We start from the raw sequence: 26,341 nt of genomic DNA on the forward strand, positions 1-26,341 counted from the left end.
TTGCCACTAACGGCTATAGTCCGGGGGGCGCCCGCTTTCATTGGGGGCAGAGTCACTCTCCACTCACCCTTTTTATTAGTGATTGTCGACACTTTAATATCATCAACCGTCACATTGACGGGCTCACCCGGATCAGCCCAACCCCAGATATTGACGGGCATGTCCCGCTGTAAAACCATCCCCGAAGATACAAGCTTTGGTAAACGCACATCCGCATTAGCCGTGACCGCAACCAGTGATGGCAGCACACACAGGCAACACATCCAAAAGACCGATAATAACGACGCTTTACGGCTTGCACCTATCAATGCCGATGAAAATACGTTGATCATACAATTTTCTCCAAAATGAGCATCTGAAACTAATTTTTATTGTTTAATGCTTTGCAGTGGCCCTAAGTAACTGGGCTGTAACCCACCAGTATCAATAATAACTTTTTGAACACTTAGGCCGGGATCCAAACCATAGATACGAATTTTAGTAGGCCCTGCCTTTTTCACAAGGTGCTTGCTGACGCCTGCATTAATGGCATCTTTAACCATCTCTTCCCAAGCATGTCCCTTTTTAGCAACAGACTCAGTAACATCGATAATTTGCGGGGTTTCATCACCAATAGCAACGGCATAGCGTGCTCCCTTTTCTGGCTGAAAAGGTAACGAAGGGTTCAACAATAACTGAACCTCAACTTCGCCACTAGAGAAGAACGTTACTGGGTACTCTACGTAAGGCGCTTTAGAAGGCTTGGAAAAAGATTTATCTGAAGCCGGTAACAAAGTGATTGCACCATGGGTACGCCCTAAATGCGGCACTGCAACCCAGCTAATGCCACTACGTGATTTAGAGCCCGCGAAATTTTCAGCATCGATAGCAATATAGCCATCGGCCTCCAAAAAACCCTTGGCCTTCTTAATAGCTTTGTCACTAGGCTTTATGGCTTCGATAGTCACCGAAGCCCCCTGCCAACCCGTGCCTCTTATGGAAATTTTTGACGTGTGCTTCCCCTCAGGTAATACACTCCAATCAATACTTACATCAACCCGCTGCTCAATATCAACAGGCCCTTTTATCAGACTTAATTTAACCCAAGGCTCGCTCGCAACGGCTTTAAATTCAAAAGCCTTTGTTCCACGGTTATAAATGGTTAATGGGCGCTGCTGCTTACCAAAATAATCAAACGCTAAAACATAGCTACTCTTATGCGGCCAATGGCTACCCACGTCGCCAGGCCAGCCGCCGCCATAACCATCAACAGCAATACCCATTTCAGCATATTCACCGGGCTTATAATCATACGTCATTGGCATTTGATCACCTTCTGGGTTATTCCAATTGGTGTAACCAATATGCGGCTGACTCATAAAGTGATTCCACTTGCCGCCATTAAGCGCATGATACTCACGCTCTAGTGCCGCATCTTGCTCAAAATACTGTTTTGCGATCTGTGCAAAAGTCCCGGCATTTGCGCGACCTTGCTCGGCATAGAGTCGATTTTTAGCGACGGCAATGTGCAGCAGCGTAACCGTTGCACTAGCTTTAACCGGAAATAAGACCAACTGAAAATAAGCCTCCTTTTTAGCCTTCGGCAATTTTTTGTAAATGTCTTCCGCTTTTGCAATTTGCGCTTTCAACAATGCTTCAATGCGATCGGCTTCGCCGTAGTTTAATAAGCTATATGTTTCGGGATCCATAAGTTCTGGCTTTCGGCGACCATTATGCCGAGTGTATTCAGTGATTAACGCTGCAATATCAGCAGAGAATTCCTGACCAAAATCACGCTCAGCCCAGAGCCGCGTATAGTCGACCATTTTTTCGTGAGTCCATTCCTCTGGGTCCCACGCCATCCTTAAGAAAAATTCTGTTGGCACTTCCATAGGCTTAAGGTCGCCAACGTTTACCACCCAAATTTTATCCGCACCATATTTATAGGCCAGGTTCATCTGCTGCCATACCTTGGCAATCGGCATGGTATTTATCCAACGGTAAGATCTTGGTCCACCAACATAATCAAAGTGATAATAAACACCTGCGCCGCCACTGCGTGAACGCTCTTCAGGCGTAGGCAGCCGACGTATATTCCCCCAATTATCATCGGCCCATAAAAGGATGACATCATCGGGGACACGCATGCCTTTTTCGTAATAGGCCTGAACCTCTTTATACAGGCACCATACTTGAGGCACTTTATCGACATTTTCTTCACCAAAGACCTCAGCAAGAATTTTTCTTTGATCCTTAACAATCAGCTCCAGTAATTCAATATTTTCGCCCTCACTCATCGGGGTATCTTCTTGTCCGCGCATCCCCATGGTGTAAAGGCTTTCAAAAGGCTTGTTACGTTTAGCTCCATCCTGCCAGAATTCATACAGTTTTTCGGGGTTAGTCGCGTAATCCCACGCACCTTCGCCGTAGCGATTCCATTCTTTATCGGCACGCATCATGGGTTCGTGGTGTGAAGTTCCCATTACAATGCCGTATTCATGAGCAAGCGCTAAGTTTTTGGGATCGTCATCACCAAAAGCATTATTCCACATTGCCGGCCACAAATAATTGGCCCTAAGCCGCAGCAATAGCTCGAAAACTTTTCCATAAAATTCGTGATTGTAATTACCAAAGTTCTCTTGAACCCAATTTGTTAAGGCTGGCGCCTCATCATTAAGGAAAATACCGCGGTACTTAACTTTTGGGATTTCCTGTCGATTAATACCCGTTTTAACATATAAGGCATCACGGGGCTCAATAGGTACATCCGCCCAGTAATACCAGGGTGATACGCCCATATTTTCGGAGATGTCATAAATACCGAACATAGTTCCGCGCTTATTCGCTCCCACTACCACAAGTGCGCTATCGACACCCACAAAAGGATTCGCGACCTGCTGTATTAGATAACCATCCCACTGATCACGAACACCGCTCACATCAATCAGCTTTCGGCTAACCAGATCATCAATAAACCGGTTTTGGCCTAGCGTACCAAACAACAATAGACTTTTTGCTTGCTTAGGTACTTCTGTTTTTACTATGCCGGCGGTACCCAGTACTTTCTGTAAATCCGAAGAAAATACATTGGCTGCACGTAGCACACCTTTTTCATCCGCGGCATCAACAACAATAGGAACGCCAGATTCTTTATTGGTTAATAGCTGGTAGCCCGCAGAAGGCTTAAAGCCGATATAGTGTTCACCACCCAGTGACCAAGCGAATGAAGACATCAACATCAACATCGCAACCAATGTTGGCTGGAATACTGTCCATATTGCACACAAGTGATTAGAGTTTTTTTTACGCAAGGGACCCTCCTAAAGTTTGACTCATTAAATGATGTGCTTCGATAACGCGCAAATACTAGCATCAAAGCCGTGCGTTACACTCTTTTAAAGCAAAGTAAAGCCACAATGAAAAGAACGGACGATACGAGGGGGTATTTTTAGCACACCCTAAGGTTATAAATGGCAAGTACGTTCACTATCTACAATTTAAATTCACCGATTAAATCACTCAGTTCAGCGCTCAAACTGAGTAGTTCTTGCTCTGATTTTCGTGCTTTTTCAAACTGTTTATAGGTTGACTCAGTAGCATCAACAATATTTTGTACCGAGCGATTAATCGATTTAGACACCAAGCTTTGCTCTTCCGCAGCGCTTGCCGTTTGGTTAATCATCAACGCGATATTGTTCATTTCAGCAACAACTGAAGCCAGCGATTCAGCGCCCTGTAGCGCACTTTCAGAAGCCTGCGCAGTCACTTCTCGCCCGGTATTCATGGCGCTCACGGCACTGACCCCGCCAGCAGTTAAAGACTCGACCATACCGCGAATTTCCTCTGTCGAATTTTGAGTTCGCGCCGCTAACGTTCTCACTTCATCAGCCACCACAGCAAAACCCCGACCTTGCTCCCCCGCACGCGCCGACTCAATGGCAGCATTTAACGCCAGTAAGTTTGTTTGTTCCGCTATACCGCGAATGACTTCAGAAACCTTAGATATTGTTTGGCTATTATTGGCCAGGTTTTGAATAATTTCTGACGTGGCCTCAAATTCAGAGGATACGTGCTGAACCAGTTTTGACGTTTGTACAACCACATCTTTACCAACATTGGCAGCCGTTTCAGCTTGGTCAACATAAGATGCTGACTGTTCAGCATTTTTCGCGATATTGATTGAAGCTGACAGCATTTCATCCATTGCTGACACAACAGAGGCTGACTCTCTACGCTGCGCTTCTATAGCCTTAACACTTTCGGAAAATGAACTTTTCAATTGATCCGTTGTGTCATTGAGTTGCCCAGTAGAACTTCGAACCTTCAGTAAAAGGCCACGAATTTTCTGTGTAAAATCATTAAAATGATCAGCCAATAAAGATAGCTCATCATTTCCCGCAACGGGGAGCGCCTTGGTCAAATCGCCCTTCCCTGAAGCAATCGCCTTTAATGCCTCTACAACCTCATCAATCGGGCGCTTAATGGAAAGGCTGATCAAATAAGCCAAACCGCCAACAAAGATGACAATAACAGAGCCAATAGATAATAATATTTTGGCGAAGCGCCAAAATATTAAGGTGACATCATCCAAGTAAACACCCGACCCAACAACCCATCCCCACGGAGAGAAACCTTTGACATACGATATTTTATCAACAGGCTTGTCGGAACCAGGGAATGGCCACATGTAATCAACAGAGCCCTCGCCATCCAGCTTAACCACGTCGACCATCGCCACAAAAAGCGCCTTGCCATTAGGATCTTTGAAGCCGCTAATATCTTGCCCATTTAATTGCGGTTTTGTGGGGTGCGTTATCATATTGGGATGCATATCATTGACCCAAAAATAATTATCTCCGTCATAACGCAACTTGTTGATATCAACAATAGCTTCGGCCTTCGCCGCCTCTTCATCAACAAGCCCCAGTTCATATTGTTTCTAGTGTTTTTCTAGAACAGAATAAGCTGCATCAACCAGCATACGGGTATTATCGGTTTTACTTTTAATAAGCGCCTGTTTCAACTGCCATAGCGAGACGCCGAGCGAAACACCAAGACCAATAACAATCACTAATAGTTGAATAGCAAGACGCCGGCTAATCGATATTCTTCGCAGCAACATTATAAAAACACCCGTTTTATATTTGCATTTTGCATATGTGGGCCGATAATCAGCGGACACGCAAATCATTAACCCGAAGTATAGGCAATAAAGACATATTGGGAGGATGTAACTGAGAAAAATGATTTATGCGGCGAACTAAGGGGCGAGGCAATAATAGATTGTCCGATTAGGCGCAGTGCTCTGCTTTCTCATCGAGGCACTTAAAGGGGCGCAGCCTGGGCCTATACGGATATAGGTCATTAGGGTAACGCATCGGGGCAGGAGCCCCTTATTAGACTTTGCAGGAGCATTATGTCGTGGAGCAGTTACCGAGGCATGTAACACTTTGAGTGACGAAGATGAGGAAGTAGAGAGTAAGCATTAGTGGATAAAGTATAATTGCCTCACCCCTAACAACAGGGCAATCGCTCTATGTATTTCCTGCTGTTATTACTGGTTAAGGTGCTCTCTATAAGGGCTGCAGAGCATTGAGTTCAAAAAGTATTCAATTCCTGTTATTCGGCCCCTTTTCGTTTAGCCCCTTTGTTTTATAGGCGATTTTCACAACGTCGGCGATAAAGCCAATAAAACACTAGAACTTGCTGCGATCATAGAGCGATAGCCCTGCCCCTAACAGCCTATTAGTCTGCAATATGGATCAAATGCAAACCTTTCGACTTCGCTTTAGGGCTAAGCTTAGTTTCGCATTGCGCCTCTAGCGCAACTGAGATATCCGTCAATGATATGCGCTCTTTATCAAGTGCGAGCAAAGCCCCTGCTATGTAGCGAACCATATGCTTTAAAAAACCATCACCCACTATCTTCAAATAAAACAGGTTGCTGGCTAATGGTAAGAAATTAGCCGGTAATATCTCGCAGTGAAAAACCTCTCTAATGGTTGATGATATTTCTTTATCGCGACCGCTGAAGTTCTTGAAATCATGTTTACCGACAAATAACTTGCAGGCTTCACGCATTAAAGCGGGATCGAAGGCATTAGAAGGTTTAGGGTAATGGATTGCAATATCAGACATCACAGCATTATCAATCGATGAAACCGAGAAATAGTAATGATATTCCTTACTCGAATTATTCCTGTTCGGCTGATAAGCCTTTGAAGAACACTCACAACTCAGAATTCGAATATCCGTTGGCAGTAATGAATTCAGCCCCAGCAATAGGTGATCGGCACTAATCGCGATAGGTAGCGCAATTTTAGCAACCTGTCCCTGAGCGTGCACACCGCCATCCGTTCGGCTGGCACACGATACCGTACACGCCTGATGCTTTGTAATTGCACCTAGCGCATTACGCAGGGTGCCCTCGATTGTCGGCTTTTCTTCGTTACGTGTATTCGTACTTTGGGCCTGCCAGCCAAAGTAGCGCGTCCCTTTGTAGGCGATTGTCACTCGGAAATAGTACATATTACAGCCCTACTTGATGTGGAAGCCTTAGAGAGCGGCTAAGTGAAACTCGCTGGTTGGGTTTTAGTTGACCAGAACAAACAAGGTATACTCGCGTTACACTATACCCACCTTTTGTAGACGCGCCGCTAATTGACTGTGACTAAACCTAAAACCATCGCCGATAAAAGACCGCAACACCGAAACAAAGGCTTGCACCCTCGTAATATTCACCGTCAGGGGTATGATTTTAAAGCTCTCACTCAAGCTTGCCCAAGCCTTGCGCCTTATATTACAAGCAACGAATATGGCAACACATCTATCAACTTTGCCAACCCTGCTGCTGTAAAAGCGCTAAACCGCGCGTTACTCCAAAAATATTACACCATAAAGGCATGGGATATTCCCGATGCTTTTTTATGCCCACCGATTCCTGGCCGTGTCGATTACTTACACTACGCTGCCGACCTACTCAAAGTATCCAGCACCAGTGCCTCGTCACAAAAAAGCCGGATTAGATTACTGGATATAGGCACTGGTGCTAACGGTATTTATGCCCTACTGGCGTGTAAAGTTTATGGCTGGGACTGCGCAGCCAGCGATATTGATCCTCTGGCATTACAGAATTTTACCGCCATTATCGACAGCAATTCCGAATTAAAAGACCGTATCGAGTTGCGTTTTCAGCCCGAGAAATCACGTATTTTTGAGGGAATTATTCGCGCCGATGAAAAGTTCGACATTACCGTTTGTAATCCACCCTTTCACGCATCACTAAAAGATGCACTGAAAGGCAACGAAAAGAAACGCAGTAACCTTGCCGCAAATAACCCTAGCCACCATAAAGCTTCAGCCGCATTACCCGCCTTAAATTTTGGCGGCCAAAACGCAGAACTTTGGTGCAAAGGTGGTGAACAAAAGTTTTTGCGCACCATGATTAAAGAAAGCCGTACATATTCTGCACAATGCACTTGGTTTACGACGTTAGTCTCCAAAGGCGATAACCTTCCGCCCGCCAAAAAATTACTGCGCAAACTCGAAGCCGCAACCATAAAAGAAATCGAAATGAAACAAGGCCATAAAACGACACGCATTTTGGCTTGGAGCTATCAGTCACAATAACGCCCTTCAATATAAAATTTTTAAAGTGAAGCCCTCATGAAACACTACGCAGGCATTGACCTAGGCGGCACAAAAACAGAAGTGATTATTCTCGATGAGAATAGCCAAGAATTATATCGAAAGCGCAAGCCAACACCGCAACATGACTATTGCGCGACCCTCCGTACAATTACAGAACTCGTTCTTGAGGCTGAAACACAGTTAACACTCTCGCACTTACCTGTTGGCATAGGCATACCCGGCACCATTAGCCGAAAAACCGGGCATGTTAAAAATGCGAATTCTATATGGTTAAACGGCCAACCCATGCGCTCCGATATGGAAGCGCTGTTAAAACGGCCAGTCAAAATCATGAATGACGCAAACTGCCTTGCGGTCTCGGAAGCGGTTGATGGCGCAGGAGCCGGCTACGAATTAGTATTTGCCGCTATTTTAGGCACAGGCTGCGGCGCCGGCATCAGCTTTCAACAACAAGCTTTTATTGGTCCAAACGGCCTTGCCGGTGAGTGGGGCCACATCATTCACCCCACAGCAAGTGACGCAACCCGAAAGGCCCGCCCCTGCTATTGCGGTAATGCGGGCTGCATAGAAACGTTTATTAGCGGCACAGGTTTACAAACGAGCTACACCCAAGCAACCGGTAATCACGCTAGCGTACAGGAGATTGTACAAAGGGCTGAAGCCGGTGAAAGGAACGCTCAAGCAAGCTTACAGGAATATCAACAGCAGCTCGTATCGGCACTTGCCATGGTCGTTAATCTATTAGACCCCGATATCATCGTACTCGGGGGCGGGGTCTCTAACCTGCCAAGTCTTTACCCGTTTATTAACGAAAATCTTGCTCAGATGGTATTTGGTAAAGAGTGCGACACGCAAGTTGTGCAGTCGCAACATGGTGACTCAAGCGGCGTGCGCGGCGCCGCTTGGTTGAATTTAAAATAACGCGTTATGACAAACATTTAAATTTAATTAATTTTCACCTTTCAAATAAAGCAATGGAATTTCCACCGTATCGACGCCATTGCTCAGCCATAAAGTCGCATCGCTAATTGTAGCGGTTAATTCCATGGTTAAGTCTACCAGTGCCGTTAGCGCTTCAATGACACCTTCGCCAGCATCCATTACTTTTAAGCGTTTAAAGCGTGGTGTTTTATCTGCTAAGCCCTGCCACCAAGGCGTGGTATTCCTGCCATATGCTACTACAACAACTTCGCTGGCTTGACCACATGCTTTAGCGATACGCTTTTCTTCAGGCCAACCTAAATCAATCCAGCGCTCAATTAAACCCGTATCATCTTTTTGCCAAAGATCTGGCTCATCGGTTGCGCAAAGGCCACGGGTAAAACTGAGTTTTTCATCAGCAAAAATAGCAAATGCCGCCAAACGTAAACACATCCGGCCTTCCGTTTCAGAGGGATGGCAGGCAACTTTGAAATCGTAGGTATTGTAATGGTGGCGATCCATATCGCTCACAGACAAGCTCACTTTGTAGACTTTAGACTTAAGGGCCATAAATGCTCTTTAATAGTTTGAGGGTTAGGGGCGAGGAATCGATACATCAACAAGATTGTATATCGCTTGATGATACATCGGCGCCAATGTTTGCCAACTAAATTGTGAAATATCCGGTGTCTTTAAGGTACACGGATTCTGACCATAGCCTTTAATAGCATTGACAGCACTTTGTGTTTCGCACTCATAATTTTCCAGCGCAAAAAAATCGGGATAAGCAACACGACTCGGCAATAAAGGCGCGCAGCCCGCGGCTACGGCATCCAACACTGCCAAACCTTGGAAATCATGCAAGGCTGTAGAAAGGGCTATATCACTTTGCGCCAAAACCGTTTGATACTTTTCAGTCGGTAAAAAACCCCACTCGCCGAGCCACCCAGCCTTCGCCAGTAACTTTTTTAACTCGGCAAAAACGGCGGGCTCCTGCCTAAACTGTTGCCCTACAATATGGAAGCACAGTGATAGCTCAGGCGCTTGCGCAACAAGCTGCTGCACTATTGCAAATAAACGTTCTGGGCCTTTATCGTATTCCCAGCGGTGATTCCACAACAGTGTAAGCGGCCGCGGTTTCACTTTCGCAGTCGGCAATGTAAAGCAACTCGATTCTAACGGCACTGGAATAACCGACGATTTACTATCAAGCAATGCAAGTACATTATTCGGGACTTCATCCGGCAGTTTCTTTAATAATGCTGCCACACCTGATAAAAAAGTCTTTTTATTATGCTCACTATTGAATACCACTTTCTGAGCCGAAAGTGCGCTGTACAAGGTTACCATTTGAGGTTCGATACTACGGACAGCCCCGCCTGCAACACGATTAACCGGGTAAGAAAATTGATTCTCGTGAAAATAGACCAGCGTCGGTACGGTTGCCAGTTCCGGCACAAGGCCTTTAAGTGTTGCCAAATCCACCATTGAGGTCGCTACAATAGCATCCCACTTTTTTGCCAGTAATTCGTCCCTGTGCGCCAATGCCCACGACATTGCATTGCCTCGTATTCGCCAACTGAAAAAGCGAGGCGGCAAAGCCATTACCGTGAAAGAAAAAGAAAGGTGTTTGACTAAGCCTTGATGCCATCGCCGATGGCTTTCAGCATCGTATGCCGACAATATTAGGACTTTCAATTACCCTAACGATCCTTCATCAAACGCTTTACCTGCGAGTAAATGCAGGTGCAAATGAAACACAGTTTGCCCGGCACCGGCACCATTATTAACGATTAATCGAAAAGCTTCTTCAACGCCTAACTGCCTTGCAATATTACCTGCCGCCAACATTAAATGGCCCAGCAACGCTTGGTGCTCTGCACCCGCATCGGCCAACTTAGCAATAGCTTTTTTGGGGATGATTAAAACGTGAGTGGGAGCTTGCGGAGAAATATCGTTAATAGCAATGCAGTGTTCATCTTCGTAAACACGCGGCGCTGGAATTTCGCCAGCGATAATTCTGCCAAAAATAGTTACTGTCATAATGGAGCCTTATTTATTTTGCCAAGTTTCTTTTTCGGCTAAGGTTATTTCGCGGGCCTCACCTTCGAGCATTACAGGAATATCATCGCGCACAGGGTAAGCTAAACCAGCGGAAAGACTAACTAGCTCGTTATTGGGCGCATCCCAAATTAAAGCCCTTTTGGTTACTGGACAAACAAGAATACTGAGAAGTTTTTTATCAAGCATGTTAAATCTCTACAATAAATTAGTAATATAGGTTTTTAAGGCAATTCGGGTTTTGAATCTTTAGGAAATAATAATTGTGGATCTAGGCGTTCATGAAACCAATTCATTCGCCAATCGAGATGCGGGCCAGTAGCGCGACCACTCGAACCTATGCGCGCAATCAAATCACCTTGTTTCACATAATCGCCAACAGCAACTTCCAATTGACTTAAATGAATAAAAGTAGAAGAAATACCGTGACCGTGATCGACAATGAGAGTGCCACCAGAATAATACAGATCGTTATTGGCAAATGTCACAACCCCTGCCCCAGGCGCCATTACCTCGGCACCCGTTGGACCGGCAATATCAATACCGTAATGAGGGCTTTTAGGCGTCCCGTTGTAAAAACGTTGACTGCCGTACACACCTGTAACGGGGCCTTTCGCTGGCCAGATAAAGCGAGGCATGTAATCAGTACGATCATCATTGCGCTTTCGTGCCAATTTAACCGAAGCCGCTTCTTTTTGTATACGCTCTGTAAATGATTTGGGCGGCGTTACGTGCTTTTGCTTTACGCCTTCTATGCGCTGGATATTGTAATCACGTTGTAGTACATCAAAAAGCAGCGTTTCTTTGCCTTCAGCCGTTTGAACGGTAACAGCAACGCTGGCCGGTGCATCTCGCCCTAAACCCAACGCAAACTCGCCTTTGGAGCTCTGTTTAAGCTCACGCTCTTGATAAAAGATACGCTCGCCCGGCTTGGCCTGCCCAATAATGAGTGCGCCCTGCGTCCAGTTGCCGGCAAAGGTTGCCGCATAAATATTTGGTGCGAACAACAACGCACCCACTAGGCGTAGTAGATTTTGAATTTTCATCGGCATAAGCCCTCCTGGCCGCTAGTCTAGCGGTTAGCTCAGTAAAGTGAAAGATTCTGGACAGTCTTGTGTCGCGGTCGCATTCAAGCTTAAATGTCGCACCCAACCCAAAGAGCATAACCCACCATGATTGAAGCCGTATTTTTTGACCTCGATGGCACGCTAATGGATACCAGCAAAGACCTTGGCGGCGCGCTAAATGCGGTAAGGCGCAGTGAGGGCTTAAAACCATTTGCCGATGAGGTGACTAGGGCTGAGGTTTCCAATGGCGCTAACGCGTTAATTCGACTGGGGTTTGGGGAGAATTTAAGCCATGATGCGCATCAAGGCTACCGCCAAGCCTTGCTTGATCACTACCTAGCGAACATTGCCGAACACACCTTCGCCTTCAAAGGCATTGAGGGGCTAATACAAAAACTGACCGATGCTGGCATTCCGTGGGGTATTGTGACCAACAAACCAGCGCTTTACACTCAAGCCTTAATGGCTCAGTTTACCTTCGCCAGCCCACCGGTAGCGACCATATGCCCAGACGAGCTTAACGCCGCCAAACCCGACCCAGAAGGCTTGCTGCTTGCCTGTACTCAAACCAACTGTAAGCCCGAGCACTGCATTTATGTGGGCGATCATCTACGTGATATTGATGCGGGTAAAAACGCGGGAATGGCAACCATTGCCGTGGGCTATGGCTTTACGCCAACAGAAACCTGCCACCAACACTGGGGTGCAGATTATAATGTGGACTGCGCCACTGAAATTTGGCCTATCATTCAAACTCTGCATAAAATATAGCGTTAGCCTGTAGCGGCAGACCTTCGCAAATTTGCACTGCGCTTATGTAGCACCCAATAACAAAAGTGACTTGTTCTATGACTTATCAAAATGACTTCCTTGCCTTCAAGCCCACAGAAAACCTATTAAAAGGCCGTGTAATTGTTATCACTGGTGCCGGTGATGGCATAGGCAAAGCCATTGCGATCGCGTGTGCCGAAGCCGGCGCCACCGTTGTACTCCTTGGCCGCACCATATTTCCCATTAATTTTGAAAGCGCGACAAAACAAGATTTTCAACAACTAAAAGATGCGCTCACCGAAGAATTCGGCCTGCTTGACGGCTTGCTTCATAACGCAGCCGTTTTAGGGACCAACGCACCCGCCGAACAATACAGCGCAAGCGATTGGCAAACGATAATGCAGGTTAACGTAACAGCGCCCTTTATGCTGACGCAGAGCTTGTTACCTTTATTGAAAAAATCGAAGGATGCCAGCGTTGTATTTACCGGCTCGGGCGTGGGGTATCGTGGGCGTGCCTATTGGGGTGCTTACGCGGCCAGTAAAGCCGCCGCAGAGAATGTAATGCAAACGCTGGCCGATGAATACAGCGAACATGCAGACCTTCGCTTTAACTCTATTAACCCAGGTGCGACACGCACCCAAATGCGCGCGAAAGCCTACCCTGCAGAAAGCCCAGACGCAGTAATGGCGCCCAGCGAGCATGCCAACCGCTACCTTTACCTACTTGGCCCAGCAAGCCGCGGCATCAGTGGCGAGCAGTTTCAAGCCCAACCTTAACCTCTCAGGTTAAATTTCTTGCTCTAAGCGCGAGAGCTTGGCCTGGTAAAGCTCTCGCCCCTCTTCTTTGAAAGTATTTTCCATCGCTTTTATCAGCATTCGCTTAGCGCCTTTTAATTCGCCTTTTTGGTATTTCACTTTTGCCAAGCCGAAATAGCCATAATCTAAATAAGGCGCAGCATCAATAGACTTTTGATAAAACACTTCAGCTTCTTGATATTCACCATTATTGTAGGCAAAATTTGCGGCATCCAGCCAACCAAAAGGACTTGGGTCGTCATACTCAGCCATTTGTTGCGTTACAGCTTTTACCTCCCCCTTACGACCCTGCGCGCTTAATAATAAGCGATAGTTTTTGAGTAACGTTAGCTTGTCATCCGTTACCGCCAAACCGTAAGCGTAAACCTCTTCGGCTTTGGCATCATCACCTATTCGACGAAAGATAACAGCCATGCTATTAATATTAGCCGCATCTTCTGGCTCGTACTCCAACGCTTTGCGCGTATACCAATAAGCCTCCTGAAACTTTTCCGAAGCCATAAATTCAACCGCGCGATTACCATAATAGAGAGCTAAAAATTTAGCGCGACTAATATTGCCAATAAAACGTGTTTTATCATCCGGTAAATAATCGACTATTAAGCTTGAGCGCCCTAAATAGAGATTGCTCGAAGCGCCGAGTCGTTCATAGAGCTTAGAGCGCACATGAACACCTTTCACAACCACATCACTTTCTTTGTAAAATACAGGGGATGAATCGACCAACTGGTATCGAATGTCCACCTCATTGACTGCACTGGCCAATGCGGTTGTAAGAACGGCGAGGCTCATGCAGTTACCTTTCTGTCCAGCTAAGGTTTCTGTCGCGGTATAGGTTTTAGATTCGTAATTAAAGTCTCGCGTTTCCCGCTCTAAATAATCGAATACCCGCTCGTAACCGGGAGAATTGCGGCGCAGAAAGTGATTATAGAAGTCGAGGAAATCGTGGCGCTGCGCATCGCTTAATGTAAATAGAGTCTCTTCGCCCTCAATCGATACCGGCGAACCGAAATACTGAGGAGCAGAATAATCAATGCTAGGTGTAACTACCGGAGCAATCTCGGCTATTGGAACATTTTGCGCACAACCACACGCAAAACTCACTCCCAATAGTAATAGAATATCGACAAAACGGCCTGAAGGGGAAAAGCCCATAGTCACCTCATTTACAGGAATATATTATTCACTGTACATCAAGATGAGAGCTCTAGCCGGCAACAAAAGGATATAAGCGACAGCACAATTGAGAATTGCGACCTTTTTGCATATTAATACAGCCCCGAGGAAGGGACTGTATCGCTTAAAATCAACATCAACGCTAAGCGGGAGTACGCCGGTGCTTTGCGCACGCGCTGGCTGCTTCGCCCACCAGCTCTGGACCTCGGTAGATAAAACCACTGTAAAGCTGCACTAAGCTAGCGCCAGCAGCCAGCTTTTCTGCCGCATCATCACCCGACAAAATACCGCCAACACCAATAATAGGCATTTTATCAGCCAGTGTTTCAGCTAATACTTCAATTGCATGTGTCGATTTATCCCGAACTGGTAACCCGCTTAAACCACCGGCCTCTTCAGCAAAAAGTGAAAGCTCTACACCTTCTCGACTGATCGTAGTATTGGTTGCAATAACGCCATCAATGCCTTGCGCCAAAAAGGTCTCAGCCGTAGCTTTTAGCTCTTCATCGGTCATATCGGGGGCAATTTTAACAACAATAGGCACGTATTTATCATATTCGGCCGCCAACAATTTTTGCCGCTTTTTTATACCCGCCAACAATACATTCAGCGATTCGCCAAATTGTAAATTACGCAGTCCAGGCGTATTCGGCGACGAAATATTCACAGTGACATAATCCGCATGAGGATAAACAGCATCGAGACAAATCAAATAATCATCGAGTGCGTTTTCATCGGGCGTTAATTTGTTTTTCCCAATATTAATACCCAATACCCCCGTAAAACGACGGGTTTGTTTAACCTGGTTAACAAGATGCTCAACACCCTTATTGTTAAACCCCATGCGGTTAATAACCCCCTGTTCTTCTTCAAGACGAAACAAGCGCGGCTTAGGGTTCCCAGTTTGAGCCTTTGGCGTAACCGTACCAATTTCGACAAAACCAAAACCCAAGGCGCCCAAGGCATTAAAGTAATCGCCGTTTTTATCAAGCCCTGCCGCCAAGCCTACAGCATTGGGAAACTTCAACCCCAACACTTCAACAGGATCGCTCACAGCCTCAGATGAAAAAAGAGACAGCAGCTTTAATCGCTCTAGCGCACCCATCCAATCCAACGATAGTTCGTGACTGACTTCGGGATCTAATTTAAACAACAACGGGCGAATATACTTATACATAAAGAGCTGCCATCACAGGTGGACATTTAAATTTATTGGAATGGAGAAAAATAAAAGCAAAAAAAAGCGCGCCTTAGCGCGCTTTAAACTTTTAATCTTAAATAGCTGGTTTTCCAACTTCAACAATTTTCATTGCATTGGTGCCACCGACATTTTGACGGGTATCACCTTGTGAAATAATAACCAAATCACCATCAGCAACAACACCACGTGTACGTAGTTCGTTAATAGCGCGATCGTTAGCTTCGTTAAACGGAATGTCGTGAAGCGGGAAAGGCACAGGATAAACACCGCGATAAAGCGCTGCTTTTTGCAATGTTTTAGCATGTGTTGATAGCGCAAAGATCGGTAAGCGCGCGCCAAAACGGCTCATCAAGAAAGGTGTAGAACCAGACTCAGTCATGCTAATAATTGCCGCAACGCCAGGCATATGATTAGCCGTAAACATAGCCGCTTGTGCAATGGCTTGATCAATAGCCATTGTTTCGGGCATGTCGCGTACAGCGTCTTGGGTTGCATGAGGATGACCTTCAGCCCCCAAAATAACACGCACCATCGCCTCAACAGTTTCTACAGGAAATTGACCAGCTGCAGTTTCAGCTGACAACATAACCGCATCAGTACCATCGAGCACAGCATTGGCAACATCGAACACTTCTGCGCGTGTTGGCAAAGAACTGTTGATCATTGATTCCATCATTTGCGTTGCCGTAATAACAGCGCGATTTAAAGCACGTGAACGCGCAATAATATGTTTTTGAACACCGATCAGTGCAGCATCACCAATTTCAACACCAAGGTCTCCGCGGGCAACCATAACCGCATCAGAGGCTAATATAATGCCATCCAATACAGCATCATCTTCAACCGCTTCGGCACGCTCTACCTTTGAAACCAAAGCAATATCGCCGCCGGCTTCTTGAACCAACGAACGCGTTAGGTTCATATCTTCAGCGCTACGCGGAAACGAAACCGCCAAGTAGTCAACATCAATGGCAACAGCCGTTTTAATGTCAGCACGATCTTTTTCAGTGAGTGCCGGAGCCGTTAAGCCGCCGCCCTGACGATTAATCCCTTTATTATTCGACAAACCGCCAGCAACAGTGGTTGTACAAAAAACTTTATTACCTTCGATAGAGTCAACGCGCAATACAACACGGCCATCATCCAATAATAATAAGTCTTCTGGGTTAACGTCATTAGGTAATTCTTTGTAATCAATACCCACTTGATGCTGATTACCCGCATCGCGCTCAAGGTCGGCATCCAATAAAAACTTATCGCCCAATTTCAATTCAATAGGACCATCAGCAAAACGTGCGATACGGATTTTAGGGCCTTGAAGGTCACCTAATACTGCGACGTGACGACCATGCTTAGCAGCGTATTCACGTGTCATATCACAACGTTTTTTGTGGTCTTCAGGGCTACCGTGAGAGAAGTTAAGACGTACAACGTTCACCCCCGCCAATATGAGCTTTTCTAATACACCGGGCTCATCGGTGGCTGGACCAAGGGTGCTAACAATTTTTGTACGTCTTAACATAAGTGGGGCTCCGAAATGATTGAACTTGTCTAAACGGCGCGCAGTTTATCACTTTGCACACCGAAATTATAAAAAACCTGCCGAAAGGTAGGGCTTTACTTAAAATATTGGCGACCTTAGCCGCCATTCATTCCGCTCACGATAGAGATCATTACGCCAGCAGCAACTGCTGAACCAATGACTCCGGCCACATTAGGGCCCATCGCGTGCATTAATAAGAAGTTCTGACCGTTAGCCTCTAAACCAACCTTGTTAGAGACGCGGGCCGCCATTGGAACGGCAGATACACCCGCAGAACCAATTAGCGGATTAATTTTTTGCTTACTGAGCATATTCATCAGTTTGGCCATCAAAACGCCGCAGCCAGTACCAATACCAAAAGCTACGATGCCTAACAACAAGATACCGAGTGTTTTTGGATCCAGGAATTTATCCGCTTCTAATTTAGAGCCAACAGATAAACCCAAAAAGATAGTCACGATATTAATGAGCGCATTCTGGGCGGTATCGCTTAAACGATCGACCACACCACACTCACGCATTAAGTTTCCTAAACAGAACATTCCTAACAATGGGGCAGCTGAAGGCAAAATTAATGCCACAAGAACAAGCAACACAAGTGGGAAGAAGATTTTTTCGCGTTTGGTGACGGGTCGCAATTGCGTCATCACAATTTTGCGCTCTTCTTTTGTCGTAAGCAGCTTCATGATCGGGGGTTGAATAAGAGGAACCAACGCCATATAAGAATAGGCCGCTACGGCAATCGCACCTAACAAGTCTGGCGCCAATTTGCTGGCCACATAAATTGCTGTGGGGCCATCAGCGCCGCCGATAATACCAATCGCTGCGGCATCGGCAATACTAAAGTCCATCAGGCCTAGCGCACTTAGAGAGACCGCACCAATAACCGTAGCAAAAATACCAAATTGCGCTGCAGCGCCCAAAAATAGGGTTTTTGGGTTGGCCAGCAATGGGCCAAAGTCGGTCATCGCGCCAACACCCATAAAGATCAATAACGGAGCAACACCACTGGCAATAGCAACCTTGTAAAAGCTATACAACATGCCATCGTGGAAATCTGCCGCTCCCGCCAACTCTCCGGCCGCATGATAGGTACTGTAATCCGAGGCGCCATATATCTTCATCAATTCCTTAGCGCTGGAACTGATATCCGCACCAAGAAGGCGCGCCATATCAGCCAAAAAGCCAGGATCGCCCGCTAACATTGCATTTTCTGCCGCACTAAAAGCCAAGCCGGCACCAGGAATATTGGCCAACAAGCCACCAAAACCAATGGGTACAAGCAATAAAGGCTCAAACCCTTTTCTGATAGCAAGGAAAAGCAAGCCCGAACAAATTAGCATCATACCGGCCTGACCATAAGTCATTTGGTAAATGCCGGATTCGAACCATAAACCTAATAAATTCTCCATCGTATTAACCTCAGGCGATGGTGATTAAAGTGTCGCCAACGGTAACGACGTTACCCTCGCGCACGCTAACTTCACCGACCACACCGGCCGCTGGAGCACTGACTTCTGTTTCCATTTTCATGGCCTCAAGAATTATTACAGGCTCACCCTCTTTCACCTGCTGGCCAGGTGAAACCAATACGCGAATAATATTGCCGGCCAGAGGGGCTTTTACTGGCAGCGCTGGACCACCTGCGCTGGCGGCAGCAGCCGGCGTACCGGCGCCCGCAATAGGAACAACGCCGGTTAGATCACCGCCATTATTTACTGTAACCGTATAGCTTTGACCTTCAACATCAACGGTATAAACCGCTTCACCGCCATCGGTGGTTACCGCTGCACTTTCGTTACCCGTTGGCACTGGCTCGAAGGCACTGGGGTTGTTTCTGTTCTCAAGAAACTTAAGTCCAACCTGATTAAATAACGCATAAGTCAGCACATCATCAATTTCGTTATCGCCCGCTGCCAACGTAATATTACGTTTTTTCGCTTCGCCCTTGAGCGCCGCGGCAAGCTTTTCGAGCTCGGGCTCAATTAAGTCTGCAGGGCGACAAGTGATGGGCTCTTTGCCATCCAATACTTGTGCTTGTAATTCAGCATTCATTGGGGCTGGCGTAGCGCCGTATTCACCGCGCAAAACGCCTTGTGTTTCTTTCGAAATGCTCGCGTAACGCTTGCCACTTAAAACATTGATAACCGCCTGAGTTCCCACAATTTGTGACGTTGGCGTGACTAACGGCAAGAATCCTAGATCCTCACGCACACGGGGGATTTCCTCTAGCACCTCATCTAAACGATCGGCTGCACCCTGCTCTTTTAGCTGCGCTTCCATATTGGTGAGCATGCCGCCAGGGACCTGAGCCGTAAGAATACGAACATCGACACCTCTTAGCGCGCCTTCGAATTTGCTGTATTTTTTACGCACATCGCGAAAATACAACGCAATATCCTGCAGCAAGGCAAGGTCTAAACCGGTATCTCTTTCTGTGCCCTCTAAAGTGGCAACTAGCGTCTCGGTGGCGCTGTGGCCGTAAGTCATAGACATCGAGGAGATTGCAGTATCTACGTTATCAATGCCAGCCTCGACACACTTAAGGATAGTAGCGTGCGCCAAACCGGTGGTGGCATGGCAGTGTAAGTGAATGGGGATATCGCAGGACTCTTTTAAGCGCTTAACAAGCTCGTAGCCTTCATAAGGTTTAAGCAGACCGGCCATATCTTTAATCGCAACCGAGTCGGCCCCCATGTCTTCGATTTTCTTACCTTGCTCAACCCACAAGTCCATGGTGTGAACAGGGCTTAAGGTATAGGAGATGGTTCCCTGCGCGTGCTTACCCGTTTCTTTTACGGCTTTAAGCGCAGTCTCGATGTTGCGCATATCGTTCATAGCATCAAAAACACGGAAAACATCTACGCCATTGTGAGCGGCGCGCTCGACAAACTTATAAACAACATCGTCGGCGTAATGGCGGTAGCCTAAAATGTTCTGGCCACGAAAAAGCATTTGCTGCGGTGTATTGGGCATTGCTTTTTTGAGTTCACGGATACGATCCCAAGGGTCTTCCCCTAAATAACGAATGCAGCTATCAAACGTTGCGCCGCCCCACGTCTCTAAAGACCAAAAGCCGACTTTATCGAGTTTCGCTGCAATCGGCAGCATGTCATCAATACGCATTCGGGTAGCAAATAGCGACTGGTGGGCATCACGTAAAACAACATCGGTAATACCTAAGGGCTTTTGGACTTTAGTCATAATCTTTTCTCTACAATTCGTGTTGCAACACAAGTGCTGAAGCGCTGTTGTATAAGCTCAGCGGCATTTATTGAGCCTGCTTAGCGCGATGCTGATGAATAGCTTCCTGAATGACAGCTAGAACTTTAGGGTCTACTGAGACTGCCGAAGCAGGCTTAGCAGGCTCAACTGAGGCCGGTTGCACCGGTTCGGGAATATAACGATTCACAAACCAACACATGAAACGAGTCAAAAATACGAGCAACGTCAGGAAAACGCAGACCGCGCCCATCCCAAAGATCATCAGGTCAAAACCCTGCTCCATTATTGTTTGTTGCATATCCTAACTCCGCAGCTGAATTAGCGCTAAGCGCTCTGTTAACACTTGGGTCACCGTCGGCACCCCTTGCAAAAAGCGGGCACATTCTACCTCAAACACAAAAAAACGCGACCACCTAATCCGAGAATAATTGCGATTTAAAGCGCAACAAGGTCAAAAAACAATCAATCTCGCACAATTAAGTGGCGGCATAGACCCCACAAAAAACAATGTTTTTGACGCCAAACTTCGTTCGGGCACGCACCCAAAACGGCGTGAAGGATGACACAATTCAGCGGCATGATACAATCCGCACCCTATTTTTGAACAGCGCACCCCCTATCATGCGTATTTTTCTCGCCCCGATGGAGGGTGTTGTCGATCACAACCTCCGCAAACTCTACTGCGAAATTGGCGGTGTTGACTACGCGGTGACCGAGTTCATTCGCGTATCCCAAAGTCGACTCCCGGATCACGTATTTTATCGCTTGTGCCCCGAGCTCGCCTCACCCATAGGCATCCCAGTACGTGTTCAATTACTAGGAAGCGATCCGACCCTTTTAGCTGAGCACGCTGAGCGCCTTGCCGGCTTAGGCGCAGTCGGTATCGACTTGAACTTTGGATGCCCCGCAAAAACCGTGAATAAAAGTCGCGGCGGCGCCTGTTTGCTGCAAGAACCCAACCTACTTCACGACATCGCATGCGCCGTAAGGGCTGCCGTACCAAAAGGCACACCTGTAACCGCCAAAATGCGCTTGGGTTTTAATGCGCGCGAGGGCTACATCGAAAATGCACAAGCACTCAGCAGCGGCGGCATCAGTGAATTATTTGTCCACGCACGCTCCAAAGTGGATGGCTATAAGCCCCCCGCTTATTGGAGTGCTATCGGCGAAATACAGCAAGTGCTGAATATTCCCGTCATTGCTAATGGCGAGATGTGGACCCCAAACGACGTTGCGCAATGTATCGCCGAATCGGGCTGTGAGGACGTAATGATAGGCCGAGGATTGCTGGCAACGCCCGACCTTGCTCTCGCCGTAAAGCAGCTTCGCCAAGAAGGTGCTTACACGGTACTAACCTGGCAGGAAGTACTGCCGAAAGTGTGGCAGTATCACCTTTCGACACTACAAAGTTATGACCCTAAATATGCAGGGAACCGCCTTAAACAGTGGTTGATGTACTTACAACGTAGCTACCCCGAAGCCAAAACATTCTTTGAAGCCATTAAAAGGATGCGAACTGCCGATGAACTTGAAAATGCTTACCAACAGTACACATTGATACGCTAGAGCAACATGTTATTGAGCAGCCCGCTGATTACGACGTATGATTCTAGGCTCAGTCACCGCCGTAAATTCACCCTTTCTAAGGGATATCGCTTGAGTACCACCAAAATCACCCGCTGCGCGCAAAGGATGCCCTCGAGCCTTTAAAGCCTGCGCCACTTCACCCTCTAGCGGTAATTCGGTAAACAACCAATTCGGCTGCCATTGGTGATGCACTCGCGGTGTATCTATCGCTTCAAGCAGGGGCATATCCAGCGCAAGGGTATTCACCAGCGCCTGAAACACCTGCGAAATGATCGTTGGGCCTCCTGCGGCACCTAACGTTAATACTGGCTCACCATCCTTCAAAACCAAGGTCGGGCTCATGCTGGATAACGGTCGTTTACCCGGCGCAATACTGTTCGCCTCTGTTCCAACCAAGCCAAACGCATTCGGAGTACCGGGCGCAGCCGAAAAATCATCCATCTGATTATTTAATAACACGCCAGTACCCGGCACCATGGCCTTGCTACCAAAACTGGTGTTTAAGGTGGTGGTGATGGCAACCCAGTTGCCATCAGCATCAGCAGTAGTTAAGTGCGTTGTGTGCTTATTCACTTGCTGGTAGAAAAAATCTTTGCTCGCTCCAGGAGGAAGACTATGACCCTTCACATTAGCCACTTTTGATAAGTCGATTTTTTTCCGCAACTGGACGCCATATTCAGATGAGATCAGGCCGCTCGGGACTGGCACAAAATCGGCATCGCCTAACCAATGCGCACGATCAGCAAAAGCCAACTTCATCGCCTCAGCAATCAGGTGATAGCGATCAGCCTCCGGCATTTTCGCCAGTGGCTCTGCGGCTAAAATATTGAGCATTTGTGCAACATGGGCGCCGCCAGAGCTTGGCGGCCCAAAACCATAAATATCAAACCCCATAAACTGGCTGTGCACTGGCTCACGATGGACCGTCTTGTAAGCCGCAAAATCACCTCCCGTAACAATCCCCCCATTCGCGGCCATCCATTGCGCTGTTTTTTTAGCAAAATTGCCACGGTAAAACCACGAAGGACCGTGCTTAGCTAGCTGTCGATATGTGGTAGCAAGATCGGGTTGTTTTAACGTATCCCCCGCCACTTTGGGCTTGCCAACAGGCGTTAAAAAAACTGCCGCTGTCGCCGGGAATTTAGCAATATCGACCGCCTTTGAGGATAAGCGCTTGGCAAGCGTATTATCAATTGCAAAGCCTGCTTCTGCTAACGCTGCCGCCGGTAAGAGAACCTCCGAAAAAGAGAGCTTGCCTCCCATTGACTGCAATTCGTATAAAGCCTGCACTGAACCTGGTATCCCCACTGCTAACGCGCCCGTTTTACTTAAATCACGATCGACAACAGCAGCAATACCTTTCGCACGCTCAGCAGGGCTTTGCGCTTGTAAATACATATCACGGTGAGCTTTGGCCGGCGCCATTTCGCGGCCATCAATGGCGATAATTTTTCCATTCGCTAGGCGCACAAGAATAAAACAACCCCCACCAATACCCGAATTATGGCTATCGACGACACCCAAAGTGAAAGCCGCCGCCAAGGCGGCATCAATTGCATTACCACCGCGATTAAATGCATCAACCGCCGCTTTTGTCGCCAACGGCTGAACAGTGGCCACTGCGCCTTTGTTTTGGGGCAGGACTACGGCATAAGCCGCTCCTTGCGCATGCCCGCCGGCGTATGTCGCCGCGCCAACAAGGCCTAAAGTAATACCTAAAACAATGCCGCAAGATCTCGTCAATAACCTTTTCATGTAACGCCTTATTTCATTGGAAATACTTTTTAAAGAATGTGATGCACTATAAAGGGCATCACATTACTATCAACATCCAAACACGTCACTTGTGCATTAAAATATTTGCACAATAAATACCGGCTAGCCCCCAGCCAGCACCCACTTCTAAAACGCGCGCACCCGGCTCAATAGGGAATTTTTGTAAGTAATTCATTAGCAATAAGCTTGAACGCCAAAACTTATTACCGTGATGGCTTGACTGACCATGCTCGCGCCTTAGCGCTCTAATATCACGGTGGTTATTATTCAATACCTTAAGACCAAAAACTTGACGACTTGTCGCAGACACAACTTATCTCTCTTCAATTAAAAAACAAGAAACGGGAGTTTAGGGGAGTCTTGCAGCAACTTTTATGACAGCTTAATTCGCCTATGCAAAAAAAGTTAAGCGGTATTGATTTTTGAGGCTAGAGCGAAACGCGCTGACCAATTAGTACTCGATAGCGCCCAATTCCAGCATGGGATGAGATAGGAGATGGAGTAGAACTTACAGCAGTGAACCGCGAAAAATCAATTTTCTGCTATCTCACTTTTCTCACATTAGAGGCGCCATCGGTTTTTCCCTCGCCAGCATACTTCTGAATCCATTCAGTCGTCCGAGGGGGCTGCCATGCACTTACAAAAAAAGATGACTATTTTTAGAGATGCCTTTTAGTCTCGATCATCATCGGCATCATCAATCTCAACACCCACAGTGTATTCACGGTAAACCGGAGCATAGAAATTTAAGCAATTGAGTGTATCAGACCACATGCCTTCGGCTTTTCCGCTCGCGAGATTAAAGCCAATACCGTGTGCTCGACAGCGAATAATATTTCCGCCCTCAACGGCTTCAAGCGTGCCCGTAGCAAGCGGTACATCCATATGTGGACAGCGGTCCTCAATGATATACAGCTCGCCATCCTGATAAAAAATCAGTAGCGTGACCGAAGCCAACTTGACCGAGCGCTTAAAACCTTCAGCCAATTCATTTGTTTTTGCCAAAACAAAAAACGTCATATACCCCTCACTCAGATAAAACAGGTGGCCAATTTATTACTTGGATGTCAGCATTTGCTAACGCAGTCATGTAAAATCACACGCCAGCCCAACGAACACACCACCATGACACGCTGTATTACTGCACCCTATCACAACAACCCAGAGTATTACTTTGCGCAGCTTCGCCATCTGGTCGATTTTGTTTGGCTAGACAGTGGGCGACCTTACAGCCAACAAGGGCGTTACGATATTTTTACGGCACTGGCCACCGCCAGCGCAACCATTGATGCCAAGGGGCAGTTTTCCCACTCTGCCGATAACAGTGATTTATCAACCCTCGACGACTGGATTACACACCATACGCAACCAGCGTCCCAAGCCAACTCCGATTGCGATCTCCCTTTCACTGGCGGCATTATCGGCCATTTTAGCTATCATTGGCAAAACCCCGAGTTTCGGCTAACAGTAGGGCACGATTACACCCTGCCACTGGTACAGCTAAAGGCCTACGATTGGGCATTAATTGTTGATCACGACAAAAGGCATGCAACATGGGTATTCACCCATAGCAGCGCAGCTCAGGCATCGGTTATACCCCTACTATCGACAAATCCAACCCCTAAACCGCCCCCCCCATTTAAGTGCTCAGAATTTATACATAACACGCCATATAGCGACTACATCGATGGATTAGACAATATTAATGAGTACATATTGTCCGGCGACTGCTATCAAGTAAACTTTAGTCAGCGCTTTAGTGCGCAATACAGTGGCAGCCTTGCAACAGCTTATTTGCAGTTACGCCAGGCGACTCCCAGCCCATATTCCGCCTATTTACCTTATGAAAATACCGCCATTCTAAGCGTATCTCCAGAACGTTTTTTACACTTCAACAACCGGCAAGTGAATACGCAGCCAATTAAAGGGACTTGCCCCCGCGGGGCAACATTAGCTGAAGACCAGCAGCTAGCAAACGTCTTACTAGCCAGCGAAAAGAATCGCGCAGAGAATGTCATGATTGTCGATTTACTGCGCAACGATTTAAGTCAGTGCTGCAAACCTTTTTCTGTCAAAGTTCCGCACCTGTGCGAGCTGCACACCTTTGCGAATGTGCATCATTTAATCAGTACCGTTACCGGCGAGCTAAAAGACGAATATAGCGCTTTCGATTTATTTAAACGTAGCTTTCCTGGCGGCTCGATTACCGGGGCCCCAAAAAAGCGCGCGATGGAAATCATCAATGAACTAGAACGCGCGCATCGCGGAATTTATTGCGGTAGCGTTGCGTATTTCAGCAACAATGGCAATGCTGATAGCAGCATCAGCATTCGAACCCTACAAGCCGAAAACAATACACTCTATTGCTGGGGCGGCGGCGGAATTGTTGCTGACTCTGAAGCCAGCGAGGAATATAAAGAATCCATCTTTAAAGTCGCCAAACTCATGTCGGCATTAACCAACGAACAGGTCGCCAATTAGACTTAGGGGCGAGCATGAAATAACTTCCCGTTTTTGAATTCCTGGGTGCACGCTTGCCTTCGTTAAAAATATTTGCAATAGCCAG

At 47.0% G+C, this 26,341-nt stretch carries 24 protein-coding genes and 1 pseudogene; 6 read left to right on the forward strand and 19 right to left on the reverse strand.

Annotated features, from left to right (window positions below; translation table 11 throughout):
- The 5 genes and pseudogenes from AC3A8L_RS07140 to truA form a co-directional block, all read right to left on the reverse strand.
- Nucleotides 1-332 (reverse strand): annotated as a pseudogene (locus AC3A8L_RS07140) (hypothetical protein); the annotation flags it as partial.
- 36 nt (nt 333-368) lie between these two features.
- Nucleotides 369-3,290, reverse strand: coding sequence for a glycosyl hydrolase 115 family protein (locus AC3A8L_RS07145; RefSeq protein ID WP_487961547.1), 2,922 nt, complete (start codon nt 3,288-3,290; stop codon nt 369-371).
- A gap of 179 nt (nt 3,291-3,469) precedes the next feature.
- Complete coding sequence (locus tag AC3A8L_RS07150) at nt 3,470-4,906, reverse strand: methyl-accepting chemotaxis protein (protein WP_487961570.1); 1,437 nt, start codon at nt 4,904-4,906, stop codon at nt 3,470-3,472.
- A 12-nt stretch (nt 4,907-4,918) separates the two neighbouring features.
- Entirely contained in the window at nt 4,919-5,101 is a 183-nt protein-coding gene (locus tag AC3A8L_RS07155) for a hypothetical protein (protein WP_487961548.1), read from the reverse strand.
- 623 nt (nt 5,102-5,724) lie between these two features.
- The gene (gene truA / locus AC3A8L_RS07160; protein ID WP_487961549.1) at nt 5,725-6,507 is read right to left on the reverse strand and encodes a tRNA pseudouridine(38-40) synthase TruA; all 783 of its coding nucleotides are present in this window, start codon (nt 6,505-6,507) and stop codon (nt 5,725-5,727) included.
- Nucleotides 6,508-6,645: 138 nt separating this feature from the next.
- Here truA and rlmF point away from each other — a divergent pair, with 138 nt between their 5' ends.
- Together rlmF and AC3A8L_RS07170 are read left to right on the forward strand one after the other, a co-directional pair.
- Nucleotides 6,646-7,608, forward strand: coding sequence for a 23S rRNA (adenine(1618)-N(6))-methyltransferase RlmF (gene rlmF / locus AC3A8L_RS07165; RefSeq protein WP_487961550.1), 963 nt, complete (start codon nt 6,646-6,648; stop codon nt 7,606-7,608).
- A 36-nt stretch (nt 7,609-7,644) separates the two neighbouring features.
- Complete coding sequence (locus AC3A8L_RS07170) at nt 7,645-8,550, forward strand: ROK family protein (protein WP_487961551.1); 906 nt, start codon at nt 7,645-7,647, stop codon at nt 8,548-8,550.
- A gap of 27 nt (nt 8,551-8,577) precedes the next feature.
- Here AC3A8L_RS07170 and AC3A8L_RS07175 read toward each other — a convergent pair whose 3' ends face one another.
- The 5 genes from AC3A8L_RS07175 to AC3A8L_RS07195 are packed head-to-tail and all read right to left on the reverse strand — an operon-like array spanning nt 8,578 to nt 11,663.
- Nucleotides 8,578-9,120 carry a YaeQ family protein gene (locus AC3A8L_RS07175; RefSeq protein ID WP_487961552.1) on the reverse strand — a complete coding sequence of 181 codons (543 nt, stop codon included), beginning with the start codon at nt 9,118-9,120 and terminating at the stop codon, nt 8,578-8,580.
- A gap of 24 nt (nt 9,121-9,144) precedes the next feature.
- Nucleotides 9,145-10,248, reverse strand: coding sequence for a tRNA-queuosine alpha-mannosyltransferase domain-containing protein (locus AC3A8L_RS07180; protein ID WP_487961553.1), 1,104 nt, complete (start codon nt 10,246-10,248; stop codon nt 9,145-9,147).
- On the reverse strand, nt 10,249-10,593 hold the full coding sequence (locus AC3A8L_RS07185) for a histidine triad nucleotide-binding protein (RefSeq protein WP_487961554.1): 345 nt from the start codon (nt 10,591-10,593) through the stop codon (nt 10,249-10,251).
- A gap of 9 nt (nt 10,594-10,602) precedes the next feature.
- Complete coding sequence (locus AC3A8L_RS07190; protein ID WP_487961555.1) at nt 10,603-10,800, reverse strand: Trm112 family protein; 198 nt, start codon at nt 10,798-10,800, stop codon at nt 10,603-10,605.
- A 35-nt stretch (nt 10,801-10,835) separates the two neighbouring features.
- A complete protein-coding gene (locus AC3A8L_RS07195; protein ID WP_487961556.1) occupies nt 10,836-11,663 on the reverse strand; it encodes a M23 family metallopeptidase in 828 nt (275 codons plus the stop codon).
- Between the two features lie 120 nt (nt 11,664-11,783).
- On the opposite strand from AC3A8L_RS07195, the gene AC3A8L_RS07200 reads away from it, so the two are divergent.
- Both AC3A8L_RS07200 and AC3A8L_RS07205 read left to right on the forward strand, forming a co-directional pair.
- Nucleotides 11,784-12,449: an HAD family hydrolase gene (locus AC3A8L_RS07200; RefSeq protein WP_487961557.1), complete on the forward strand. Its 666-nt coding sequence runs from the start codon at nt 11,784-11,786 to the stop codon at nt 12,447-12,449.
- A gap of 77 nt (nt 12,450-12,526) precedes the next feature.
- On the forward strand, nt 12,527-13,228 hold the full coding sequence (locus tag AC3A8L_RS07205; RefSeq protein WP_487961558.1) for an SDR family NAD(P)-dependent oxidoreductase: 702 nt from the start codon (nt 12,527-12,529) through the stop codon (nt 13,226-13,228).
- A gap of 9 nt (nt 13,229-13,237) precedes the next feature.
- On the opposite strand, the gene AC3A8L_RS07210 is transcribed toward AC3A8L_RS07205, so the two are convergent.
- From AC3A8L_RS07210 to AC3A8L_RS07235, 6 genes are all read right to left on the reverse strand, one after another.
- Nucleotides 13,238-14,422: a hypothetical protein gene (locus tag AC3A8L_RS07210; protein WP_487961559.1), complete on the reverse strand. Its 1,185-nt coding sequence runs from the start codon at nt 14,420-14,422 to the stop codon at nt 13,238-13,240.
- Nucleotides 14,423-14,585: 163 nt separating this feature from the next.
- A complete protein-coding gene (locus tag AC3A8L_RS07215) occupies nt 14,586-15,620 on the reverse strand; it encodes a quinone-dependent dihydroorotate dehydrogenase (protein ID WP_487961560.1) in 1,035 nt (344 codons plus the stop codon).
- A gap of 97 nt (nt 15,621-15,717) precedes the next feature.
- Nucleotides 15,718-17,166, reverse strand: coding sequence for a pyruvate kinase (pyk, locus tag AC3A8L_RS07220; RefSeq protein ID WP_487961561.1), 1,449 nt, complete (start codon nt 17,164-17,166; stop codon nt 15,718-15,720).
- Nucleotides 17,167-17,282: 116 nt separating this feature from the next.
- Entirely contained in the window at nt 17,283-18,599 is a 1,317-nt protein-coding gene (locus AC3A8L_RS07225) for a sodium ion-translocating decarboxylase subunit beta (RefSeq protein ID WP_487961562.1), read from the reverse strand.
- Between the two features lie 10 nt (nt 18,600-18,609).
- On the reverse strand, nt 18,610-20,391 hold the full coding sequence (oadA, locus tag AC3A8L_RS07230; protein WP_487961563.1) for a sodium-extruding oxaloacetate decarboxylase subunit alpha: 1,782 nt from the start codon (nt 20,389-20,391) through the stop codon (nt 18,610-18,612).
- 67 nt (nt 20,392-20,458) lie between these two features.
- The gene (locus AC3A8L_RS07235; RefSeq protein WP_487961564.1) at nt 20,459-20,710 is read right to left on the reverse strand and encodes an OadG family protein; all 252 of its coding nucleotides are present in this window, start codon (nt 20,708-20,710) and stop codon (nt 20,459-20,461) included.
- A 323-nt stretch (nt 20,711-21,033) separates the two neighbouring features.
- Between AC3A8L_RS07235 and AC3A8L_RS07240 the strand changes: the two genes are divergently transcribed.
- Nucleotides 21,034-21,978: a tRNA dihydrouridine synthase gene (locus AC3A8L_RS07240; RefSeq protein ID WP_487961565.1), complete on the forward strand. Its 945-nt coding sequence runs from the start codon at nt 21,034-21,036 to the stop codon at nt 21,976-21,978.
- A gap of 9 nt (nt 21,979-21,987) precedes the next feature.
- On the opposite strand, the gene ggt is transcribed toward AC3A8L_RS07240, so the two are convergent.
- From ggt to AC3A8L_RS07255, 3 genes are all read right to left on the reverse strand, one after another.
- Nucleotides 21,988-23,754, reverse strand: coding sequence for a gamma-glutamyltransferase (ggt, locus tag AC3A8L_RS07245; RefSeq protein WP_487961566.1), 1,767 nt, complete (start codon nt 23,752-23,754; stop codon nt 21,988-21,990).
- Between the two features lie 85 nt (nt 23,755-23,839).
- The gene (locus tag AC3A8L_RS07250) at nt 23,840-24,085 is read right to left on the reverse strand and encodes a hypothetical protein (protein WP_487961567.1); all 246 of its coding nucleotides are present in this window, start codon (nt 24,083-24,085) and stop codon (nt 23,840-23,842) included.
- 362 nt (nt 24,086-24,447) lie between these two features.
- Nucleotides 24,448-24,795 (reverse strand): Rieske (2Fe-2S) protein, encoded by a 348-nt coding sequence (locus AC3A8L_RS07255; RefSeq protein WP_487961568.1) that lies wholly within the window; start codon nt 24,793-24,795, stop codon nt 24,448-24,450.
- Between the two features lie 105 nt (nt 24,796-24,900).
- On the opposite strand from AC3A8L_RS07255, the gene pabB reads away from it, so the two are divergent.
- A complete protein-coding gene (gene pabB / locus AC3A8L_RS07260) occupies nt 24,901-26,256 on the forward strand; it encodes an aminodeoxychorismate synthase component I (RefSeq protein WP_487961569.1) in 1,356 nt (451 codons plus the stop codon).
- Nucleotides 26,257-26,341: the final 85 nt, after the last annotated feature.

Source organism: Marinagarivorans sp. (genome assembly GCF_982758155.1).

Bases quoted from the DNA above. Each gene is read 5' to 3' on its own strand.
- AC3A8L_RS07155 (WP_487961548.1), bottom strand. From the start codon at position 5,101: ATGTTGCTGCGAAGAATATCGATTAGCCGGCGTCTTGCTATTCAACTA.
- truA (WP_487961549.1), bottom strand. From the start codon at position 6,507: ATGTACTATTTCCGAGTGACAATCGCCTACAAAGGGACGCGCTACTTT.
- AC3A8L_RS07170 (WP_487961551.1), top strand. From the start codon at position 7,645: ATGAAACACTACGCAGGCATTGACCTAGGCGGCACAAAAACAGAAGTG.
- AC3A8L_RS07175 (WP_487961552.1), bottom strand. From the start codon at position 9,120: ATGGCCCTTAAGTCTAAAGTCTACAAAGTGAGCTTGTCTGTGAGCGAT.
- AC3A8L_RS07185 (WP_487961554.1), bottom strand. From the start codon at position 10,593: ATGACAGTAACTATTTTTGGCAGAATTATCGCTGGCGAAATTCCAGCG.
- AC3A8L_RS07190 (WP_487961555.1), bottom strand. From the start codon at position 10,800: ATGCTTGATAAAAAACTTCTCAGTATTCTTGTTTGTCCAGTAACCAAA.
- AC3A8L_RS07195 (WP_487961556.1), bottom strand. From the start codon at position 11,663: ATGCCGATGAAAATTCAAAATCTACTACGCCTAGTGGGTGCGTTGTTG.
- AC3A8L_RS07200 (WP_487961557.1), top strand. From the start codon at position 11,784: ATGATTGAAGCCGTATTTTTTGACCTCGATGGCACGCTAATGGATACC.
- AC3A8L_RS07205 (WP_487961558.1), top strand. From the start codon at position 12,527: ATGACTTATCAAAATGACTTCCTTGCCTTCAAGCCCACAGAAAACCTA.
- AC3A8L_RS07210 (WP_487961559.1), bottom strand. From the start codon at position 14,422: ATGGGCTTTTCCCCTTCAGGCCGTTTTGTCGATATTCTATTACTATTG.
- AC3A8L_RS07215 (WP_487961560.1), bottom strand. From the start codon at position 15,620: ATGTATAAGTATATTCGCCCGTTGTTGTTTAAATTAGATCCCGAAGTC.
- pyk (WP_487961561.1), bottom strand. From the start codon at position 17,166: ATGTTAAGACGTACAAAAATTGTTAGCACCCTTGGTCCAGCCACCGAT.
- AC3A8L_RS07225 (WP_487961562.1), bottom strand. From the start codon at position 18,599: ATGGAGAATTTATTAGGTTTATGGTTCGAATCCGGCATTTACCAAATG.
- oadA (WP_487961563.1), bottom strand. From the start codon at position 20,391: ATGACTAAAGTCCAAAAGCCCTTAGGTATTACCGATGTTGTTTTACGT.
- AC3A8L_RS07235 (WP_487961564.1), bottom strand. From the start codon at position 20,710: ATGCAACAAACAATAATGGAGCAGGGTTTTGACCTGATGATCTTTGGG.
- AC3A8L_RS07240 (WP_487961565.1), top strand. From the start codon at position 21,034: ATGCGTATTTTTCTCGCCCCGATGGAGGGTGTTGTCGATCACAACCTC.
- ggt (WP_487961566.1), bottom strand. From the start codon at position 23,754: ATGAAAAGGTTATTGACGAGATCTTGCGGCATTGTTTTAGGTATTACT.
- AC3A8L_RS07255 (WP_487961568.1), bottom strand. From the start codon at position 24,795: ATGACGTTTTTTGTTTTGGCAAAAACAAATGAATTGGCTGAAGGTTTT.
- pabB (WP_487961569.1), top strand. From the start codon at position 24,901: ATGACACGCTGTATTACTGCACCCTATCACAACAACCCAGAGTATTAC.